Source organism: Chitinophaga japonensis, from assembly GCF_007830125.1.
Taxonomy (GTDB): domain Bacteria; phylum Bacteroidota; class Bacteroidia; order Chitinophagales; family Chitinophagaceae; genus Chitinophaga; species Chitinophaga japonensis.
In genome coordinates this window covers 1,519,591-1,540,083 of sequence record NZ_VLLG01000002.1, presented here as the reverse complement: position 1 = coordinate 1,540,083, position 20,493 = coordinate 1,519,591, and the positions used below count along the sequence as shown (strand labels likewise).

Below are 20,493 nucleotides of genomic sequence, written 5' to 3'. Positions count from 1 at the left end.
GGCTAACGCTTCTATTTATTGGACAGTACAAAGGTACAATGCGTGCCGGGTGCCCGGCAAGCGTATTTCTACGTGTTTTTTAGGGGAAAATACTTTTTATTACGTACCTTTCTGATCTGAAAAGGTTTAAAACTGTTATAGAGGAGGGGCTTCTGCGGAAGCTCCTTTTTTTATACGGCCAGGCGCCGCAGGAATAATTCGTAATTTCATTTCATGCTTGATTTCCGGTTAAAGGTTTTTTATACGGTGGCCAAACGCCTCAGCTTCACCAAAGCGGCAGAGGAGCTGTTCATTTCTCAGCCCGCGGTCACCAAGCACATTCATGAGCTGGAGCAGCAACTGGGCATTGCCCTGTTTGAGCGCATCGGCAACAAGATCACGATTACCCCCGCGGGGAAGATCGCGCTGCAGTATGCAGATGAGATCTTTACCAGCTACCGCAACCTGGAATATGACATCAACCAACTGAAGCATGAGCGGGGCGGCAGGCTGCAGATAGGAGCCAGCACCACCATTGCCCAGTATTTTATACCACCCCTGCTGGCCCGGTTCAACCAGCGCTATGCGGATATTAAAACCTCCCTGGTAAGTGGTAATACCGAACACATAGAACAGGCCCTGCTGGAAAAGGATATACAACTGGGCATTATAGAGGGCAGCTCGCGGAACCCGCAGCTCAAGTACATAGAATTTGCGCAGGACGAGATCGTGCTGATCAGCAATGCCGCCTATACCTATGGCAGCGGCGAGGCCCTCAGCCCGCAGGAGCTGTGCGCCATTCCCCTGCTGGTGCGGGAGCATGGTTCCGGTACGCTGGAAGTGCTTACGGAAGCGCTGAAACGCCTGAAGCTAAAGCTTACGGACCTGAATATCGCCATGTACATGAGCAGCACGGAAAGCATGAAGTCCTACCTGCACCATGCGCCGGGTGCGGCCTTTTTGTCCCTGCAGGCAGTGAGCAGGGAGCTGGAAGCGGGGGAGTTCAGGATATTGCCGGTAAAGAATTTTAAAGTGGTGCGGCAGTTCAGGTTTACACACCTGCAGGGGCAGCAGGACAAGCTGGCGCAGCTTTTCATGAAATTTGCCGGGAAGGAGATAAAATGAATGTGCGGATGTGCAGATATGCAAATGTGCAGATGATCAGGCATTTACGGCATTTTCATCTGCACATCCGCACATTTGCATATACGCACATTATCTTGTTTTTTGCAGCGTATACACGATAAATGCGCTCTGGTTCTCAAAAGTGACCGGCGCCCGCCATACCATGTTATCGCCGCTTACGGAGCTCAGCTCTACGCGGTACCCATCCGTAATGTCTTTTGCCTTAATGCCCTGCGTGAGCTTTTTGAACTGGAACATGGTATACCCCGCCTGCTTGTTCAGCGACCACATAATGGGCTGGGAAGCCGTCGTACAGCCGTCGGAGGTAGCAGAAAGCGTATAGGATCCTTTGCCGTTGGAGGGCAGCACCCAGTTGCTGCCTTTGAAGCAGTTGTAAGAGGCTTCGTCAAACACGGTAACCTTGCTGTTTTCCGGTATCCCTTCAAACTGGATATCCGTTACTACCCAATTGCCGGTTACGTTGCTCTTGGAAATGCTCTGGGAAGTGGCACCGGAAGGGGTGCTGCAGGAAACGGCCAGCAGGGATGCCACCAGGCATAATGCTGCAAGGGTAAGATTTTTCAACTTCATCTGTTATAATTTAATTTGATAGCGAATGCTCGGTTTTCAGGTGCAAAAGCAAGAAATATACCAATTAAACATCCCTGCAGGTCAATTTGTTGAAGGGCGCGTCAACTGGGAAGCTGGATACGCGGAGAGCATTCTTTCTTCCAGTTCATGGTATTTCCGGTAAAAATAAATGCTGGTGGCCAGCAATGCCATCACCAGCATACACAGGGCGATAAAAGCGCAGCGCCACCAGATGCTCACCTGTATCACCCTGGGCGGCGCCGGCTGCTGCAGGTTGATCACGGTATAGGCTGGTTCCCCCCGGCGGCCGTGCCGGCGCTGCTCCTGTTTGGCCGGCCATTGTACCTGCTCACAGATGGACTCCCATACCTGCGCCGGCGGGGTAACGCCACCCGCCAGGGCGGCCAGCTCCAGCCGGTAAGCCACCACAGATATCTCCGAGTCCAGCTCGGGATATAGCTGCCGCATCTCCTCCAGCCGGGCCTCTTCTTCGGCATTGGACAGGCCAAGCAGGTAGCACTCTATGGCGCCGCTGTTTATGTATGCTGTAAGATCCAAGTTCGTTTGTTAAAATAGTGCTTTATGTAGCATGATGATCCGCACACTTGCATATTTGCACATCCGCATATCAGATATATACGTAGTGACAAGCATAACCGTTTTAATTGAATAACAAAAATACGTTATTTGTTTCAGTTTCCCCTGCGGGCGGCCTTTCCCAGTAATACATGGGCAATTTGCCGGGAGATGGCATTATCGCACAGCTTGTCCAGCCAGAAATACTCCCCGGCAGCATTCACTTCCAGGAAATAATATTGATTATCAGGGCTCAGGATCAGGTCAATGGCCCCATAGTTCAGCCCGTAAGTGTCCATAAACGCCCGGAGCTTTTGCTGCAGCTCGTCCGGCAGGGTGTAGGGCTCCCAGCTTTCCACCAGGGCGGCGCCGTCCTTGCGCCAGTCCGTAGCGGCCCGGGCGGCCACGGCGGAGTTGACGCTGAAGGCAAATATGGCCTGCCCTACGATATTCACCCGCAGCTCCAACTGCTTTTCAATCCTTTCCTGGAACACCATGGGGCAGTATTGTACACTGTCCAGGTCCTGCAGGTGCTCGTCTTCCACGGCATTGGTAAACACTACATGCTCCTGCCCTTCCCGGTATATGGCAAAGGCGCTCTGCATTTTAGTGATCACCGGCGCCTCTACGGACTGCATAAAATGCCGGATGGCGGCCGGGTCGTTGCTGATGCAGGTGGCGGGAACGCGTAGCCCGCAGGCGACCGCTATCCGCAACTGCTCTTCCTTGCTGTCCAGGCGGCGGTACACGCTGTACCGCTCCATCTGGAAAATATCCAGCCCTTCTATCATGCCAAACAGGGTGCGCTTGCTTTCCAGCAGGGTGGCCGGCAGGTATTCCCTGTCAATGATCTTGTCCAGCCCCTTGCCAATGTTGTAGCTGCGCCGGTACCAGATGCCGGCGGCATCGTGCAGGGTGTGGATGCCGCTTTCGTTTTCCAGCACGATCTCCTGCTGCCCCTGCCGGTATACGGAGCTGAGCCGGCTGTGCAGCGGGTACTGGTCCACGTTAAAACGGATCGCTTCGCCGCCCGCTTCCTGTACAAAGCGGGTAACGGTATCTACGGAAATATTGTCTGCGGTATGGGTGAGGATGATCACCTTTTCTTTAGCCATGTTGGATCTTGTTTACGAGTTTTTCTGCTATTGTTTCGGCAATGGGGTAACCCAGGTGTTTTTGCAGCATACCCCACTCCCCCTGGGGGTTTACTTCCAGGAACACATATTCCCCGTCCGGGCGGCGTATCATGTCAATAGCGCCAAAGGACAGGTTCAGCCGCTGCATCAGGGCGTCTATCTTTTCCGCTACGGTGGCAGGCAGCGTGTAGGGCGCCCAGGGCAGGGTAGCCGCAGCGGCCCGCCAGTCCGTACTGCCGGCTGCATCGCCGCCGGCGTTGATCTTGCCGGTGTAGACAACCCCGGCCGCATAGGCAATGCGCAGCTCATAGGCCTTGGGCACCAGCTCCTGGAATATCATGGGGCAGTAGGCCAGTGTGTCCAGTTGCGCCAGGTCGGCCGCCTGCAGGCGGGTGGTAGGCAGGAAAGCGCCTTTGCCCTCCATGCTCCTGCTCAGCGCGCCATGCAGCTTCATAATGATGTTGCCGCCGCAGGCTTCGTAGAGGTCGCGCACGGCTTCCGGCTGGTTGGTAAGCACAGTGCGCGGCACCCGGAGCCCGCAATGCTGCGCCTCCCGGAGCTGCCAGAGCTTGTTGTTGCACACCGCATGGTCTGCCGCCATGTTGTTGATCCAGGGCGCGTGCTGCAGGGCGTCAAAAAATATGTGCAGGCTGGTGTTGTACTCCTTGCTGAAAGCAGGCAGGTAGGCGGGGTCCAGTTGGGCGGGCGCCCGCAGGCCCCACAGCTTGCGGTACCACACGCCGGTGATATCCGCGGCGGCCAGGCTGCGCCTGCCCTGCCGCAGCCGGAGCTGTGCCGCCCCCTTGTCCAGCGTGTACTGCAAGGTATAGCCGGTGCCGAACTCGTCTGAATTCAGTCGCCAGGAAGGGTAGCCCAGTTTTTCCAGGTGCTGCTGCACAAGATCTATGGTATAGAAATCCTGTGAGTGGGTAATGCAAAGTATCATGTGTGTAACAATAAAAACAAGCAATAGCGCGGCGGCTATTGCTTGTTACTTAAAGAAGTCTGAATGGCGTTAGATATCCCATTCTTCATCGCCGTCGGAAGGGAATTTCTGGGTTACATCACCACCCGGCGCATCAATCAGCTTGCCGGTACCCTGCCAGGAGCTGGCTTCTTGTGATTCATTAGCTTGTGACTCAAGGAATTGTGCAAAAAAGGGTTTCTGCACCTGTTGGTTAGACTGCATCATTTAAAGTGGTTTAGATTGTTAATAAAAAATGCTACAATGAAAAGGGAACGGATCAACCCCAATCTGCATCATCCCAATCGGAAGGGAATTTCAGGGTGGTCTGTGTTTCCGTCAACTGGCCGGCAAGGGTTTCCTGCTGCTGGGCAGTAGCGGCTTTGGCATCAGCCTGGTTCTCCAGGAATTGGGCAAAGAAGGGTTTTTGCACTTGGTTGTTGGGTTGCATACCAAATCGGGTTTTAAATGGTTAAACAAAAGCGTTTTCAAACGTGTCACGTTGCATATTAAGTAAAAATACCGGTTAAATGAACAACAGTGATATAACGGACCGCCACGCCGGATTGTTACCCCGCCATGGCAAAAAGATAAGGGCTGCGCATTGCCATAATTTAATATCCCTTTATTGTTATCAAGCCGTAACTTTAGGGGCCGACCAGCAGGCATAGTTGTTGTAACTTAATTTTCATCACACGGCAACTGCCCGAAACTGTTTACCCGGATCTACAACTGTCACCTATACGCTATGCACCGCTTGTATATGATACATGCGCCGGCAAAGTGATGCCTGCCTGCACCTGCTGCCTGTTACAGACGAATGGCCAAACAGAAGGGTTATGAGAATATTACTGACCGGAATACTAATACTGGTAATGGCTGCAGGGGCAAAATGCCAGGTCATTCCCACGGCAGACAGCCTGGGCAGGATGCTGCGCATTTACGAGGATAATGATTTTATGAACGTCCGCGGGCAGGGTACGGATGAGTCCTATACCAACGGCACCCGCATCGACTATTTCTACCAGAAAAGGAGGCCCTCCCGCTCCCCGGACAAATGGCTGCTGCCCCGTACCGGCCCTGACGCCATCAATACCTATCACTGGAGCCTGATGCAGGTAATGATCACCCCGGAGGATCTTTTCACCACCGAGTACCTGCCGGACGATTATTCCTATGCCGGCGCGCTGTTCCTGGCCCACGGACTGGACTCCTATGACCCCGTAAGAAAGTTCAGCCTGCAGTCCGAGCTGGTAATGGGCGTTATGGGCCCCTGGGCCTTTGCAAAAGAAACGCAAACCTGGATGCACAGCCTGATTGGATACGACCGCCCCAAAGGCTGGGACAACCAGTTACCCAACGCCCCGCTGCTGAACTACCACTTCACTTTTGAAAAAATGCTGTGGCAGCCGTCGGCAGGCCTGGAGCTGATAGGCGGCGCTACTGCCTATGCCGGCACCATGCTGGACGGGGCAGCCCTGCATGCTACCTTGCGGGCCGGGTGGATGACGCCCTACTTTGGCATGCGGCGCGGCAGCGCCTGGCGGGAGAAAAAATTCCAGGTATACGCCTTCCTGCGCCCTGCAGTAGAGTACACCTTGTACAATGCCCTGCTGGAAGGGGGATTGTTCAGTTGGCGGAACAGCCGTTTTGAATTTAACAAATCCCTGAAGACGGCCCACCTCCGTCCCTGGAACCTCAGGGTAGACTATGGCATTACCGTGGCCTACCACCGCTGGCGCCTGGCCTATACACAGAAAACGCAAAGCCCCTCCCTGAAGGGCACCCGCCATCACGAGGTAGGCAATGTTTCCCTGTACATTCCCCTGTAGCAAATGAACCTTTCCGGAAGCGGTGGTGTTAAATGTACAATGATCAAATTCCACGTGAAGGGTGAAAGCACCTGTGTGAGGGCCGCATTCACCTTTCACATTTTTTCCTGCCGGCAGGTATCTCATCCCCGCATAAAGCGATTACCTTATTTTTGCCTTTTTATCTCTAAATTGTTGTTGGCAATGATCCAACACTGAGGCAAAACACTATGTCCCGCGAATCCTTACAATACCAGCAACGGTTCCTGGAAGTATACCATCGCCTGAACGAGCGCCAGCGCCAGGCGGTGGATAATACGGAGGGCCCGGTAATGGTAATAGCCGGACCCGGTACCGGTAAAACCCAGATACTGGCCTCCCGTATCGGTAAAATACTGCAGGATACGGACTTCCTGCCGCAGAACATCCTGTGCCTTACCTATACGGACGCCGGCACCGTGGCCATGCGCAAACGGCTTACGGACTTTATCGGGCCGGATGCCTACCGGGTAAACATACATACCTTCCACTCCTTTTGTAACGAGGTGATACAGGACAACCTGGCCCTGTTTGAAAAGAACGTGCTGGACCCCATCTCCGACCTGGAAAAGATACAGTTGCTCAAAAAGCTGATAGACGGCTTTACGAAAGACAACCCGCTGAAACGCTACCGCGGCGACGTATACTTTGATATCCGCAACCTGGACAACCTGTTCTCTACCATGAAGCGCGAAGGCTGGTCGGTGGATTATATCCGGGCCAGCATCAAAGCCTACCTGGACAGCCTGCCGGAGCGGGATGAGTATATCTGCAAGCGCGCCACCAAAAATTTCAAGAAAGGCGACGTACGCACCGATAAAATAGAGCAGGAAGCGGAAAAGATGGCCCGCCTGCAGGCCGCCGTAGAACAGTTCACCGTGTTCCAGCAAATGATGCAGGCCGCCAACCGCTATGACTTTGATGATATGATCAACTGGGTGATCCGCGCATTTGAAGAGAACCCGCACCTGCTGGCCGATTACAAGGAACGTTTTCAATATATACTGGTAGATGAGTACCAGGATACCAGCGGTACGCAGAACCGGCTGATACAACTGCTGATCAGCGGGGAGGAGCTGCCGAATATTTTCGTGGTGGGCGACGATGACCAGAGCATTTACCGCTTCCAGGGCGCCAACATAGAGAATATGGAGCAGTTTGCCGGCAGCTTTGCAGACACGCTGCGCACCATTGTGCTTACGCAGAACTACCGCTCCGTGCAGAACATCCTGGACGTATCCATGTCCCTGATAGATCAAAACGGCGACTCCCGGCTGGTAAACCAGTTGCCCGGCCTCAGCAAGCAGCTCAGCGCCGGCAACGAGAAGCTGGCCGCCCTGTCCATACCGCCGGTGATACAGCGCTACAATACTCCCCGCGATGAGATGGCCGGCATTACCCTGGAGGTGACCAGGCTGCTGCAGGCAGGCGTGGCCCCGGGAAAGATAGCCGTCATTTACCGGGAGAACCGCTACGGCGAGGAGCTGGCGCAGTACTTCCGCATGAAGGGGCTGCCGGTGTACTCCAAGCGTAACATCAACCTGTTTGAAGTGCCCTTTGCCCGCAAGGTGCTGACGCTGCTGCGCTATGTGGCCTGTGAAACGGATACGCCTTACAGCGGCGACGACCTGCTGTTCTCCATCCTGCACTACGATTTTTATAATATCCCGCCGGTAGAGGTAGCCAAAATGAGCATCCGCGTAGCGGAAAAAGGCTACCAGGATAAAACATCCATCCGCCAGTACCTGCGGGAGTGGCAGCAAACACGCAACCCCACCCTGTTTACCGAAGCGCCGGATACCGCCATGATGAACGTGGGCAGGATGGTGGAAAAATGGATCAGCGACGCCTATAACGTAACCCTGCAGCAACTGTTTGCCAACATCGTTAACGAAGGCGGCATACTGGCCTACATTATGGCATCGCCGGAAAAAATCTGGCTGATGAAGATCCTGCAGGCCCTCTTTGATTTCATTAAGGAGGAAACCCACCGCAACCCGGACCTGACCATTGCCGGCTTTATGGAGATGGTGGACCTTATGGAAAAAAATAATCTTCCCCTGCCGCTGGTGCAGGTGGCGGGCAATGACAAAGGCGTGAACCTCATTACCGCCCACGGCTCCAAAGGGCTGGAGTTTGAATACGTGTTCCTGGCCAGCGCCAACTCCCACCTCTGGGAAAAGAAAAAGAAGAACAACAGCGGCTTCTCTTTCCCGGACACGGTGTTTGTAACGCAAAGCACCTCTACGGACGAGCAGGAGCTGCGCCGCCTTTTCTATGTAGCCATTACCCGCGCGGAAAAGCACCTCTACATCAGCTATCCTGAATTCCGGCAGGACGGCAAGCCCCTGGAGCCCAGCATGTTCATTACGGAGATACTGGACCAGCACATACTGCCCAATGAAAAAGTGGAGCTGCCGGAAAACGACCTGTTTGAATTTGAGCTGCTGAACTACGCCAAAGGCCAGGCGCCGGAAATAGCCCGGGTAGACCAGCAGTTCATAGACACCCTGCTGGCCGGCTTTGTTATGAATGTGACCGCGCTGAATAATTACCTGGACTGCCCACTGGGCTTCTTTTACCGCAACCTGGTGCGGGTGCCTACCGGCCGCTCGGAGAATACGGAGTTCGGCTCCGCCGTGCACTATGCGCTGGAAAAGCTGTTCCTTAAAATGCAGGAGAATGGCAACGTGTTCCCCGCCAAAGAGGAATTCATCCGGGATTTTAGCTGGAGCATGCGGCGCAACCGGGAATCCTTTACCAGGGAAGCCTTTGAGCGGCGAATGGAATACGGGCGCGATATCCTCAGCGAGTACTATGACACCTACATTGATACCTGGCCGCGCATTGTAAGCGTGGAGCGCAATATCCGCAACGTGGTGGTAAACGGGGTGCCCTTAAAAGGCAAAGTGGACAAGCTGGAGTTTGACGGCAACCTGGTAAATGTAGTGGATTACAAAACAGGCGATTACGAAAAGGCCATTAAGGAATACCGCAAGTTTGAACAGCCGAACGAGCGCAATCCCAACGGCGGCGATTACTGGCGGCAGGCCGTATTCTATAAAATATTGCTGGACAATTACCGTTCAAAGAGCTGGCAGGTGGTGAGCACCGAGTTCGATTTTATAGAACCTAACCGGCAAAAACAGTATCACCGGCAGAAGGTGACCATCACCCCGCAGGATGTAACCACCGTTACCCAGCAGATCGTGAGCACCTGGAACAAGATACAGAACAAGGAGTTCTACACCGGTTGCGGCAAGGAAGACTGCCCCTGGTGCAATTTTGTGAAGGACAACCGCCTGCACGTGGCGCTGCACGACCTGGAGGAGGAAGAGATGGCCGGTGGGTAAAAGCACGAATGAAAGCAGTAAGTTTGCAGTTTAATACAAGTGGCAATTAATTTAAGATAATGATTCAACGTCTCAGGAGCTGGATATGCTGGCTGATAGTACTCGCTTCCGTTCTCTTTTCGCGCTGCGCCAATATAGTGCCGCCGGGCGGCGGTCCCCGGGATACGCTCCCCCCTGTGCTGATCACCGTAAATCCTGCGGACTCCTCCCTGCACTTCAGCAGCAAGAAAGTGGTGTTCTCCTTTGATGAATACGTGGAGCTGGATAATATCTTCGAGAAGATGATCGTGTCTCCCACGCTGAAACGCACACCTACCGTTACTTCCAAGCTGCGCACCGTGACCATGGAAATACGGGACACGCTGGAGGCCAATACCACCTATACTTTCAACTTTTCTGACGCCATCAGGGACGTAAACGAGCGCAATCCCATAGAGGATTTCCAGTACGTGGTGTCTACCGGCGACTACCTGGACTCCCTGCAGGTAAGAGGCCGCACCATCAATGCGGAAACAGGCAAGATAGACAGTAACGTGGCGGTAATGCTGTACCGCAACATTACAGACTCCGTGGTATCCAAGGAAAAACCGGTGTACTATGCCCGCTCCAGGGGCAACGGCACCTTCTGGTTCAAGAACCTGGCGCCCGGCGACTATAAGCTCTTTGCCCTGAAGGAGGAAGACCGCGACCTGCAGTACACCCAGCCCAATGCGGAACTGATCGCCTTCCAGGACAGCCTGCTGCACCTGCGGGAGGAAAATGTGAGCGACATCACCATGCTGCTGTTCATGGAAAAGGACAGCAGCATCAAGTCCCCGGAAGACCTGCCGCCGCCGGATGTACCCGCTGAAGACAATAAGGACAAGGACGAAAAGAAAAAGCCCCGCCTGCAGGTAAGCCCCCTGCTGGAGCAGCAACTGCAGGACCTGGACACGCCCCTGCTGCTTACCTTTTCCATACCGCTCCGGGCACTGGACAGCACGCAACTGCACCTGGCGGAAGATACGCTCTTCAAACCGGTGCCTTTTACCACTTCTTTTGACTCTACCCGCACCCGCCTGTCCCTGGCTTACCAGTGGAAGCCCGGTATGCCCTACCGCCTGATCATAGACAAAACGGCCGCCACCGATACGCTGAACCAGCAGTTGACCAAGGCGGACACCATCCACTTTACCGCGAAGAAGGAATCCGACTACGGGAAGATCTTCGTGAAGCTGCGGCTGAGCGACAGCACCCGCAATGCCCTGCAGGGCGATACCGGTATCAGCTTCGTGGTGCAATTGGTAAAGGACAAAGAGATCAGGTACACCGGCGCCATTGTAAACGGCGGCTGGACCCAGGAACTGATCCAGCCCGGCGAGTACGAGATCCGGGTTTTGCTGGACGAGAACGGCAATGGCAAATGGGACCGCGGCGTATACTACGGCACGCCTAAAAAGCAGCCGGAAAGAGTGGTGAGCTTCCCGGATAAAAAGAACATCAAGGCCAACTGGGGAATCAAGGAGGACCTGACGTTATAAAGCTAACTGCTATCTTTGCATTATGATTTTTTCCTCCGCCCTGATTGAAACTGCGGTTAATGAATTTGCCAGGATGCCGGGCATAGGCAAGAAAACTGCTTTACGGCTGGTGCTGCACCTGCTGAAGCAGGAGCCGGCCCAGGTGCAGCAGTTCAGCGAAGCGATTGCCCGTATGCGCCAGCAGATCAGGTTCTGCAAGCTATGCCATAATGTATCCGACGAAGAGATCTGCAGCATTTGCGCCAGCCACTCCCGCAACAAGACCCTGGTATGCGTGGTGGAGAATATACGCGATGTAATGGCCATTGAGAACACCCAGCAGTACAACGGCGTATACCATGTGCTGGGCGGCATCATCTCCCCCATTGACGGCATCGGTCCGGACCAACTGAACATCCATTCCCTGGTAGAAAGGGTGCAGCAGCAGGAGATCAGTGAGGTGATCATGGCCCTGAGCCCCACCATTGAAGGGGATACCACCATCTATTATCTTTCCAAGAAGCTGCAGGGCGTACCCGGCAACCCGGTGAAGATCACCACCATTGCCCGCGGCATTGCCTTTGGCGGCGAGCTGGAGTATGCCGATGAAATGACGCTGGCCCGCTCCATCACCAACCGCCTGCCGCTGGAAAACTATATGCAGAAGTAGCTGGCGCTTCCCCGCTAAAAACTGTTGGCTACCGCGGCGCTGTCCTGCTTGCCGGGTTCTTCCGCCAGCATGCCGTTCACCACATACCGGATCTGCGTTTTGGTATCACCTGTTTCGCCGGGCATCCCGGTAAGCAGGGCGGTATATATTTTTGATTGTTCCAGCGTAATACTGCGGCTGATGTCCGTGGTGCTGCTGAGCGCCCGGATGCTGATCTCCCCGGGAGGGATGGCCGTAAAGCCGGACACTGCTCCAAAAGCGGCAGGGGTATCAACGTAGGCAGAATCCCCCATTGTAACGGTCACCACCGGGTTGCCGGAATCCGGTATGGCATTTACAAAACGAAGGTAGGCGCTGCCGGCCGCCGCATTGGACAGGCTGTCAAAGTTGTCCATCACTACCAGGTTGCGGTAGTTATCGTTGGCGCCTATTACAAACAGGGAATAGTACTGGTCCTCCATAAAATTATGGGTGGTGGCCGCAATCTCGTTCCCCGAAAGATAGCTGAAGGTTTGCACCGGCCGTTCAGCGGCATATATGTTCAGGTACACCCCGGAATATCCCAGGTAGGGCAGCGGAGAGCCAGGCAGCAGGTTCCCCGAAAGGGCAATGTCCACGGCTTCCTGGTCCGGCGCCAGGTTTAAGGTCATCAGGCCCGTCACGGGGGGAGGATTAGGATTATCATCATCGTCGGAGCAGCCTGAAAATACAATGGCGCATAATAACATGGCGCTTATCGCCAGCAGGTAATTGCGGATCTCTGCAATAAAGTAATGTTTCATAAGATGGTCTTTTTATCAAAGGCTAACACTTTTCATGCCGGAATGGTTCAGGACAGGGCAGGCTAAAACCGCTGCAGACACGGCTTTACGGGGCGTCCCACCGGTCCCCCGGCCGCCCCAAAAGTCCACCGGTGCTTTTCTCTTGGGAGTTTACTATCTTTGCAACGGCCCGGGAGGGTGGATTTGTTTATTGTTCGACCTCCGGAGCCCTGCCTATTTTAAACCGTAACTAATAAACGTTTTAAACATGAAATCTTTGCAACAATGCGCTGCCGGGCGCATCCTGATCATTGACGGTGCCATGGGCACCATGATACAACGCTACAAGCTCCAGGAAGCCGACTACAGGGGCGAACGTTTTAAATCCCATCACTGCGATGTAAAAGGAAATAATGACCTGCTGAACCTGACACAGCCGGACATCATAGCCGCCATTCACCGGGAGTACCTGGAAGCGGGAGCGGACATTATCGAGACCAATACCTTCAGCAGCACTTCCATAGCTATGGCGGATTACGATATGCAGCACCTGGCCTATGAGCTGAACGTGGCGGCTGCCCGCATTGCCAAAGCCGCCGCCGCGGAATACACCGCCAAAAACCCGGAAAAGCCCCGGTTTGTGGCCGGCGCTATCGGTCCGCTGAATAAAACCCTGTCCCTTTCCCCGGATGTAAACAATCCCGGCTACCGCTCCGTTACCTTCGACGAGGTGGCCGCCGCCTATACGGAACAGGTAAAGGGCCTGGTAGAAGGCGGGGTAGACATATTACTGATAGAGACCATTTTTGATACGCTGAACAGTAAAGCAGCTATATACGCCATCAAGCAGTATTTCCGGCAAACCGGCCAGCCGGAGCTGCCCATCATGATCTCCGGCACCATTACCGATGCTTCCGGCAGAACCCTGAGCGGGCAAACGCTGGAGGCCTTTTATATTTCCGTGATGCATGCCCATCCCTTCTCCATAGGGTTGAACTGCGCGCTGGGCGGGCAGCAGATGCGGCCGTACATAGAAGAGCTGTCGCAGATAGCCGGCTGCTACGTAAGCTGCTATCCCAATGCCGGGCTGCCCAACGCCTTTGGAGAATACGACGAGCAGCCGGAGGATACCGCCCATATTATCGAGGATTTTGCCCGGGAAGGCTTTGTAAATATCGTAGGCGGTTGCTGCGGTACCACCCCGGACCATATACGCCATATAGCAGACCATGTAAAACAGCTAACACCCCGCCCCCTGCCCCGGCAGGAAGCTGCACTGGCCTCATAACACACGCAAACGAATGAGTACAACTGAGATCAACAAAGATACTTTGAACGGGACACTGGTTATTCAGCCCTACCTGCGCCTGAGCGGCCTGGAACCGCTGGTGGTAAGGCCGGAGACCAACTTCATCAACATCGGTGAGCGCACCAACGTGACCGGCTCCAAGAAATTTGCCCGCCTGATACGGGAAGGGCAGTACGAAGAAGCCCTGTCCGTAGCCCGCCAGCAGGTGGAAAACGGCGCCCAGATACTGGACGTGAACATGGACGATGCCCTGCTGGACGGGGAAAAGGCCATGACCACCTTCCTGAACCTGCTGGCCGCCGAGCCGGACATCTCCCGGATCCCGATCATGATAGACTCCAGTAAGTTCAGCATCATAGAGGCCGGGCTGAAGTGCATCCAGGGCAAGTGCATTGTAAACTCCATCAGCCTGAAAGAAGGCGAGGACAAGTTCATAGAGCAGGCCTTTACCTGCAAAAGCTTTGGCGCAGCCATCGTGGTAATGGCATTTGACGAGCACGGGCAGGCAGACACGCTGGAAAAGAAAGTGAGCTTCAGCCACCGCGCGTACAAAATACTGACGGAAAAGGTAGGCTACGATCCGCAGGACATCATCTTTGATCCCAATATTTTTGCCATTGCCACCGGTATAGAAGAGCATAACAACTACGCGGTAGATTTTATTGAAGCTACCCGCCAGATCAAGCAGTTGATGCCCCTTACCCGCGTAAGCGGCGGGGTGAGCAACATCTCTTTCTCCTTCCGGGGCAACGATGTGGTGCGCGAGGCCATGCATTCCGTATTCCTGTACCATGCCATAAAAGCCGGCATGGATATGGGCATTGTAAACGCCGGCATGGTGCAGATCTATGACGAGATAGAGCCGCAACTGCGCGAGCTCTGTGAAGACGCCATCCTCAACCGCCGGGAAGACGCCACCGAAAGGCTGATCACCTTTGCGGAAACCGTAAAGGCCAAGGGCAAAGTGCTGGAAAAGGATGAAAGCTGGCGCAACGGCACTGTGCAGGAAAGGCTGAGCCACGCCCTGGTAAACGGCATTACCGATTATATTGAAGCAGACACCGAAGAAGCACGGCAGCAATACCCCCGCCCGCTGGACGTGATAGAAGGCCCCCTGATGGACGGGATGAACATCGTAGGCGACCTCTTTGGCAGCGGTAAAATGTTCCTGCCGCAGGTGGTGAAAAGCGCCCGCGTCATGAAAAAATCCGTTGCGGTGCTTACGCCCTACATTGAAGCGGAAAAGCAAAAGCTGATCGAAGAGCAGGGCGGACAGATAAAATCCGCCGGCAAAATATTGCTGGCCACCGTAAAAGGCGATGTGCACGACATTGGCAAGAACATCGTAGGCGTGGTGCTGGGTTGTAACGGCTACGATATCATAGACATGGGCGTAATGGTGCCCGCAGAAAAGATACTGCAAACCGCCCGCGAAGAGCAGGTGGATATTATAGGGCTGAGCGGTTTGATCACCCCCAGCCTGGATGAAATGGTGCACGTAGCCCGGGAGCTGAAACGCCAGCAGTTTGACATTCCCCTGCTGATAGGCGGCGCCACCACCTCCCGCACACATACGGCAGTAAAGATAGCGCCCGAGTATGAGCACGGCGTAGTGCATGTGCTGGATGCCTCCCGCAGCGTAACCGTTACCGGCAGCCTGCTGAACAAAGCCCTGAAGAAGAACTTCCTGGAAGAAGTAAAAGGTGAGTACACCAGGCTGAACGACAATTTCCGTAATAAAAGGCCGGCCAAACAATACCTGTCCATTGCAGACGCGCGCAGGAACAAAACGCCCATTGACTGGAAAGGCTATACCCCTGTAAAGCCCCGCCAGCTTGGGGTACAGGTGTTCCAGGATTATGACCTGGCAGACATTGCGCAGTATATTGACTGGCAACCCTTCTTCATTGCCTGGGAATTGCACGGCAAGTTCCCGCAGATACTGGAGGATAGCGTGGTAGGCCAGGAAGCCACCCGCCTGTATAATGACGCCCGGGCTATGCTGGAGCGGATCATCAGCGAAAAGTGGCTGGATGCCAAAGCAGTGATAGGCCTGTTCCCGGCCAATGCTACCGGCCCTGACAGCGTGCGGGTAACGCCGGCCGGCAGCGATCAGCCAATGCAACTGGAATTCCTGCGGCAGCAGGTGAAAAAAGCACCGGGCCAGCCCAATTTCTCGCTCGCGGACTTCATAGCCCCGGAAGATACCGGCCTGCAGGATTACATGGGCGCCTTTGCCGTTACCACCGGCGGCGGTATTGAAAAGTGGCTGGAAAAGTTCAAAGCGGATCATGACGATTACAGCAGCATTATGCTGAAAGCGCTGGCAGACCGCCTGGTAGAAGCCTTTGCCGAGTTGATGCACGAACGGGTGCGTAAAGAATGGTGGGGCTATGCCAGTGAAGAGCATCTGAGCAACGAGGAACTGATCAAGGAAGCCTATTCCGGCATACGCCCGGCGCCCGGCTACCCCGCCTGCCCGGAGCATACGGAAAAGTACAAGCTGTTTGACCTGCTGGACGCCACTAACAACACGGGCATTACGCTCACGGAGTCACTGGCCATGTACCCGGCGGCCAGCGTAAGCGGCTGGTACCTGGCCCACCCGGACAGCAAGTATTTTGGTATTGGTAAAATAGAAAAGGACCAGGTAGAGGATTATGCCCAACGCAAGGGCTGGACCCTGGAAGAGGCGGAGAAATGGCTCCGGCCCAACCTGGAATACGATATGTAACCACCACACGCATATGAGAATAGTATCCTATAATGTGAATGGCCTGCGCTCCGCCATCAATAAAGGCTTTATGGAATGGCTGCAAACCAGCCCGGCAGATGTGATCTGCCTGCAGGAAATAAAAGCGCAGCAGGAGAATATAGATTGCCAGGCGTTTGAGCAGCTTGGATACGAACATTACTGGTATTCCGCCCAAAAGAAGGGCTACAGCGGCGTAGCCGTGCTCACCAGGATAAAGCCCGACCATGTGCAGTATGGGAACGGCTTTATGCAAAGCGATGCCGAAGGACGGGTAATACGGCTGGACTTCGGGGACATTACCCTGGTCAATACCTACTTCCCTTCCGGCACCAGCGGCGACGAGCGGCAGACCTACAAATACCAGTGGCTGGATGAATTTTACGGCTACCTCCACCTGCTGCGGGAAACCAGGCCCAACCTGGTGGTTTGCGGCGACTACAACATTTGCCACAAGCCCATAGATATACACGACCCCGCAGGCAACAAGAAATCATCCGGTTTCCTGCCGGAAGAGCGCGCCTGGATGGACAAGTTCTTTGAAGGCGGCTTCGTGGACACCTTCCGGCACTTTAACGCGGCTCCCCACCACTACAGTTGGTGGAGCGTAAGGGCCGCCAACGCCCGGGCTAATAACAAAGGCTGGCGTATTGACTACATCAATGTAAGCACTCCCCTGCAGGCCAGGCTGAAACATGCCGAAATATGGCCGCATGTAAAGCACTCGGATCATTGTCCGGTGTTCCTGGAGCTAACCCCCGGCAAGCTATGATCATATATAACGTTACTACCAAGATCACCCCTGACATCCACGAAAGCTGGCTGCAGTGGATGAAGGAAGCGCATATACCGGAGATCATGGCTACCGGGCTGTTTCATGACTACCGCATATGCCGGCTGCTGGAGCAGGACGACGAAGAGGGCCCTACCTACGTGGCGCAGTATTTTACAGACAGCCTGGAGAACTATCACACCTACCTGCAGGAGCATGCCCCCCTGCTGCGGCAGAAGAGCTACACGCAGTTCGGCGACCGTTTTGTGGCCTTCAGAACCGTTATGCAGGTTGTGTAAAGCCCAAACTTATCCACAGGAAATCCACTGTTTTCAAGGGATTAGGCCCCCGACACAATACCCGGGGAAACTATACGTTTAATAGCTGGTTGCTATCAAACCCGCTGTAGTGGCTGATTTTGAAGTAAAACAGGCGCCGGCCGGCGGACGCCCGGGGAAGGGCCAATCTGCTGTAACCGTTACCAGCAGGAGCTTACAGCCGATAAAAATTTATTTTAAGACAGGGTAAAAAATTTGGTAATCTGATAAAACGCGCTATATTTGCTCACATCAAACATTTTTTCACTAGTTAAATCTTACTAACTATGAACAAAGCCGAATTAATCGACAAACTGGCAAAAGATGCTGGTATCACCAAAACCCAAGCTAACGACGCGCTGGATTCCTTTACCAAAGCTGTTGCTGATTCACTGAAAAAAGGTGGTAAAGTAACCCTGGTTGGTTTCGGTACCTTCTCTGTATCTAAGCGTGCTGCTCGTAATGGTAGAAACCCGCAGACCGGCCAAATCATCAAGATCAAAGCTAAAAAAGTTGCTAAATTCAAAGCTGGTAAGGCACTGTCCGACAAGCTCTAATCAGTTAGCACAACTTATTCAAGCAAGGAACAATTCTGTTTCTTGCTTTTTTTTGTCCCCAGGTATACCACCACAAATTACATGAATTGTGTAATTTGCGCCTGAATAGCGCTGCTACAGGCGCAGATTATAAAACCGAAAACTTCATTACAATGGGTAGAGGAGATATCAAAACCAAAAGAGGTAAGATCTCTAACAAATCTTTCGGCAAGTCAAGACCTGCCAAACCCAAGAAAGCTGCTGCTGCCAAGGCAGAGAAGAAAGGGTAATAAAATGCTAAATGTAAAATTTCAAATGTAAAATGTAAAAGTTAGTGGAAGTACGCATTCCCGACTTTTACATTTAACATTTTACATTTGAAATTTTACATTCATTAGGGTGCCAGCCGTTCTATTTTCCAGCTACCCGTTTCCGTTAGTGTATACTGTATCCTGTCATGCAGGCGGTTGCTCCGCCCCTGCCAGAACTCCACCAGGGCAGGCTTCACAATATATCCGCCCCAGTGCTCCGGGCGTGCCGGCGCATCCAGCACATACTTTTCCGCCAGCATGCTCACCTGTGCTTCCAGGAAGCTGCGGTGCGGTATTACCTGGCTTTGCGGTGAGGCAATAGCGCCAATACGGCTTCCCATCGGCCGCGAATCATAATATGCATCGCTGACGGCCGCAGATGTTTTGCTAACCACACCGTCTATACGTACCTGCCGCTCCAGCTCCTGCCAGAAGAACAGCAGGCTCACGTGCGGGTTGGCCGCCATCTCCCGGCCTTTCCGGCTTTCGTAATTGGTAAAGAACATAAAACCGTCCTGGTCAAAGCTTTTTAACAGTACAATGCGGGCAGACGGGCGTCCGTCCGGCGTACTGGTAGCCAGGGTCATGGTATTGGGCTCTTCCAGTTGGCTGTTAATGGCATCCTGCCACCATTTTTCAAATTGTTGCACCGGGCTTTCCGCTACCTCGCTTTCATCCAGTGAGGCCAGGCGATAGTCCTTCCGCAGATCTGCTACTTGTTTATTCAACATAACCCCTTGTTTTATTGTTAACAAAGGTATTAATGAACGGTGAAAATAATTATTTGTAAAATTGTACCTGTTCAACATCCGGATGCATATGAACAAATACTTACTATTCCTCCTGCTGGCCGCCGGCTTTGCGGCCTGCCAGCCAGGCAGCAAAGAACAAAAGGACGATAAAGGAGCAGACAGCACGGCCATACCGGGCCAGGCAACCGCCTCCCCCTACTACTACCTGCGGCTAAAGGGCACCGTGGGCGAACAGCCGGTAACCATGCACCTGGTTAAAACAGGCCCGTCCATATTCCGCGGCTATTACTGCTATGACAAAGTAGGCGCCCCCATCGATATCTGGGGCAGCCCGGAGTATGAGCAACAGGTAACCTTATACGAAAACAGCCGCGGCGACGACGAGATCACCTTCAAAGGCAAGCTGGACCCTGAAACGGGCTTTAGCGGCACCTGGCGCGGCGGCGGCACCTCCTATCCCTTTACGCTGAAGCCTGATTTTGATGGCGCCATACGTTTGGACGTATTTTACGCACGGGATTCCACCCCTTTGCTGCCCGGCAGGGAGCAGTCTCCCACAGGCACCGCTACCAACAGCATCCTGTGGCCGGCAGCCGCCAACAATGAGCGCATGGCGGACTTCATAAAGTCTGCCATCGTAAACGGCAATAGTACCCCGGCGCCGCAGCAGTTTGTAAAAAGGAACATAGATTCCTTCCTCACCGCCTACAAGGGCAGTATTGCCGGCATGGATACCTCCGGGCTGAATGATGAAACCATGAACGCTTCCTGGAACTGGACATCCGATGCAGATATGAAGGTAGTGTGGAACCAATACCCCCTGCTGGTGCTGGAATACGCCGGCTATGAATTTACCGGCGGCGCGCATGGCAATGGCGGCGCCAGCTACCAGGTACTGGACCTTGACAGGCAAAAGGTGCTGAAAGTAGCAGATGTGTTTAAGGGGAATTATAAAACGGCGCTGACCAGGGAGCTGGGCCTGGCCTTCCGCAAAGCCTACCGCATGCCCAACGGCGAATCCCTGCAGCAGATGCTGATGGTGGACAAGATTGAGCCCAACGATAATTTTATACTGACCAATAAAGGAGTGGTGTTCAGCTACACGCCGTATGAAATAGGCGCCTATGCACTGGGGCAGATCAGCCTGTTTGTGCCTTACGAGCGGATCAGGGAAGTGTTGAAGGAAGACTACTCAAAGTAATGTGCGAATGTGCAGATATGCGGATGTGCAAATGAAAGT

General features: G+C 53.8%; 20 protein-coding genes. 12 read left to right on the top strand and 8 right to left on the bottom strand.

What is annotated here, in order from left to right:
* Positions 1 to 213 precede the first annotated feature (213 nt).
* Positions 214 to 1,104 carry a LysR substrate-binding domain-containing protein gene (locus LX66_RS06240; RefSeq protein ID WP_145711016.1) on the top strand — a complete coding sequence of 297 codons (891 nt, stop codon included), beginning with the start codon at positions 214 to 216 and terminating at the stop codon, positions 1,102 to 1,104.
* A gap of 90 nt (positions 1,105 to 1,194) precedes the next feature.
* On the opposite strand, the gene LX66_RS06235 is transcribed toward LX66_RS06240, so the two are convergent.
* From LX66_RS06235 to LX66_RS06210, 6 genes are all read right to left on the bottom strand, one after another.
* The gene (locus tag LX66_RS06235; protein ID WP_145711015.1) at positions 1,195 to 1,695 is read right to left on the bottom strand and encodes a lipocalin family protein; all 501 of its coding nucleotides are present in this window, start codon (positions 1,693 to 1,695) and stop codon (positions 1,195 to 1,197) included.
* 81 nt (positions 1,696 to 1,776) lie between these two features.
* Positions 1,777 to 2,253 (bottom strand): hypothetical protein, encoded by a 477-nt coding sequence (locus LX66_RS06230; RefSeq protein ID WP_145711014.1) that lies wholly within the window; start codon positions 2,251 to 2,253, stop codon positions 1,777 to 1,779.
* Between the two features lie 134 nt (positions 2,254 to 2,387).
* Entirely contained in the window at positions 2,388 to 3,386 is a 999-nt protein-coding gene (locus LX66_RS06225; RefSeq protein WP_145711013.1) for an MvdC/MvdD family ATP grasp protein, read from the bottom strand.
* A complete protein-coding gene (locus tag LX66_RS06220) occupies positions 3,379 to 4,353 on the bottom strand; it encodes an MvdC/MvdD family ATP grasp protein (protein WP_145711012.1) in 975 nt (324 codons plus the stop codon). The genes LX66_RS06225 and LX66_RS06220 overlap by 8 nt, the downstream gene beginning before the upstream one ends.
* A gap of 69 nt (positions 4,354 to 4,422) precedes the next feature.
* Positions 4,423 to 4,599 carry a microviridin/marinostatin family tricyclic proteinase inhibitor gene (locus LX66_RS06215; protein WP_145711011.1) on the bottom strand — a complete coding sequence of 59 codons (177 nt, stop codon included), beginning with the start codon at positions 4,597 to 4,599 and terminating at the stop codon, positions 4,423 to 4,425.
* A gap of 52 nt (positions 4,600 to 4,651) precedes the next feature.
* Complete coding sequence (locus LX66_RS06210; RefSeq protein WP_145711010.1) at positions 4,652 to 4,822, bottom strand: microviridin/marinostatin family tricyclic proteinase inhibitor; 171 nt, start codon at positions 4,820 to 4,822, stop codon at positions 4,652 to 4,654.
* 388 nt (positions 4,823 to 5,210) lie between these two features.
* On the opposite strand from LX66_RS06210, the gene LX66_RS06205 reads away from it, so the two are divergent.
* The 4 genes from LX66_RS06205 (at position 5,211) to recR (ending at position 11,743) form a co-directional block, all read left to right on the top strand.
* The gene (locus LX66_RS06205) at positions 5,211 to 6,203 is read left to right on the top strand and encodes a lipid A deacylase LpxR family protein (RefSeq protein ID WP_158642549.1); all 993 of its coding nucleotides are present in this window, start codon (positions 5,211 to 5,213) and stop codon (positions 6,201 to 6,203) included.
* A 209-nt stretch (positions 6,204 to 6,412) separates the two neighbouring features.
* The gene (locus tag LX66_RS06200; protein WP_145711008.1) at positions 6,413 to 9,574 is read left to right on the top strand and encodes an ATP-dependent helicase; all 3,162 of its coding nucleotides are present in this window, start codon (positions 6,413 to 6,415) and stop codon (positions 9,572 to 9,574) included.
* A 59-nt stretch (positions 9,575 to 9,633) separates the two neighbouring features.
* Positions 9,634 to 11,094, top strand: a complete 1,461-nt coding sequence (locus LX66_RS06195; protein ID WP_145711007.1) for an Ig-like domain-containing protein — start codon at positions 9,634 to 9,636, stop codon at positions 11,092 to 11,094.
* 22 nt (positions 11,095 to 11,116) lie between these two features.
* Positions 11,117 to 11,743: a recombination mediator RecR gene (gene recR, locus LX66_RS06190; protein WP_145711006.1), complete on the top strand. Its 627-nt coding sequence runs from the start codon at positions 11,117 to 11,119 to the stop codon at positions 11,741 to 11,743.
* 14 nt (positions 11,744 to 11,757) lie between these two features.
* On the opposite strand, the gene LX66_RS06185 is transcribed toward recR, so the two are convergent.
* Entirely contained in the window at positions 11,758 to 12,525 is a 768-nt protein-coding gene (locus LX66_RS06185) for a DUF4397 domain-containing protein (RefSeq protein WP_145711005.1), read from the bottom strand.
* 247 nt (positions 12,526 to 12,772) lie between these two features.
* Here LX66_RS06185 and LX66_RS06180 point away from each other — a divergent pair, with 247 nt between their 5' ends.
* The 6 genes from LX66_RS06180 (at position 12,773) to LX66_RS28610 (ending at position 18,480) form a co-directional block, all read left to right on the top strand.
* Positions 12,773 to 13,792, top strand: a complete 1,020-nt coding sequence (locus LX66_RS06180; protein WP_145711004.1) for a homocysteine S-methyltransferase family protein — start codon at positions 12,773 to 12,775, stop codon at positions 13,790 to 13,792.
* Between the two features lie 13 nt (positions 13,793 to 13,805).
* The gene (metH, locus tag LX66_RS06175; protein ID WP_145711003.1) at positions 13,806 to 16,547 is read left to right on the top strand and encodes a methionine synthase; all 2,742 of its coding nucleotides are present in this window, start codon (positions 13,806 to 13,808) and stop codon (positions 16,545 to 16,547) included.
* Between the two features lie 13 nt (positions 16,548 to 16,560).
* Positions 16,561 to 17,337 carry an exodeoxyribonuclease III gene (locus LX66_RS06170; RefSeq protein ID WP_145711002.1) on the top strand — a complete coding sequence of 259 codons (777 nt, stop codon included), beginning with the start codon at positions 16,561 to 16,563 and terminating at the stop codon, positions 17,335 to 17,337.
* Entirely contained in the window at positions 17,334 to 17,636 is a 303-nt protein-coding gene (locus LX66_RS06165; protein WP_145711001.1) for a DUF4286 family protein, read from the top strand. Before LX66_RS06170 ends, LX66_RS06165 begins: the two co-directional genes overlap by 4 nt.
* Before the next feature lie 305 nt (positions 17,637 to 17,941).
* Positions 17,942 to 18,211, top strand: coding sequence for an HU family DNA-binding protein (locus LX66_RS06160; protein ID WP_145711000.1), 270 nt, complete (start codon positions 17,942 to 17,944; stop codon positions 18,209 to 18,211).
* 152 nt (positions 18,212 to 18,363) lie between these two features.
* Positions 18,364 to 18,480, top strand: coding sequence for a 30S ribosomal protein THX (locus tag LX66_RS28610; protein WP_145710999.1), 117 nt, complete (start codon positions 18,364 to 18,366; stop codon positions 18,478 to 18,480).
* 104 nt (positions 18,481 to 18,584) lie between these two features.
* On the opposite strand, the gene pdxH is transcribed toward LX66_RS28610, so the two are convergent.
* Positions 18,585 to 19,232 (bottom strand): pyridoxamine 5'-phosphate oxidase, encoded by a 648-nt coding sequence (gene pdxH / locus LX66_RS06150; RefSeq protein ID WP_145710998.1) that lies wholly within the window; start codon positions 19,230 to 19,232, stop codon positions 18,585 to 18,587.
* 88 nt (positions 19,233 to 19,320) lie between these two features.
* Here pdxH and LX66_RS06145 point away from each other — a divergent pair, with 88 nt between their 5' ends.
* Positions 19,321 to 20,454: a DUF3298 and DUF4163 domain-containing protein gene (locus LX66_RS06145; protein ID WP_158642548.1), complete on the top strand. Its 1,134-nt coding sequence runs from the start codon at positions 19,321 to 19,323 to the stop codon at positions 20,452 to 20,454.
* Positions 20,455 to 20,493: the final 39 nt, after the last annotated feature.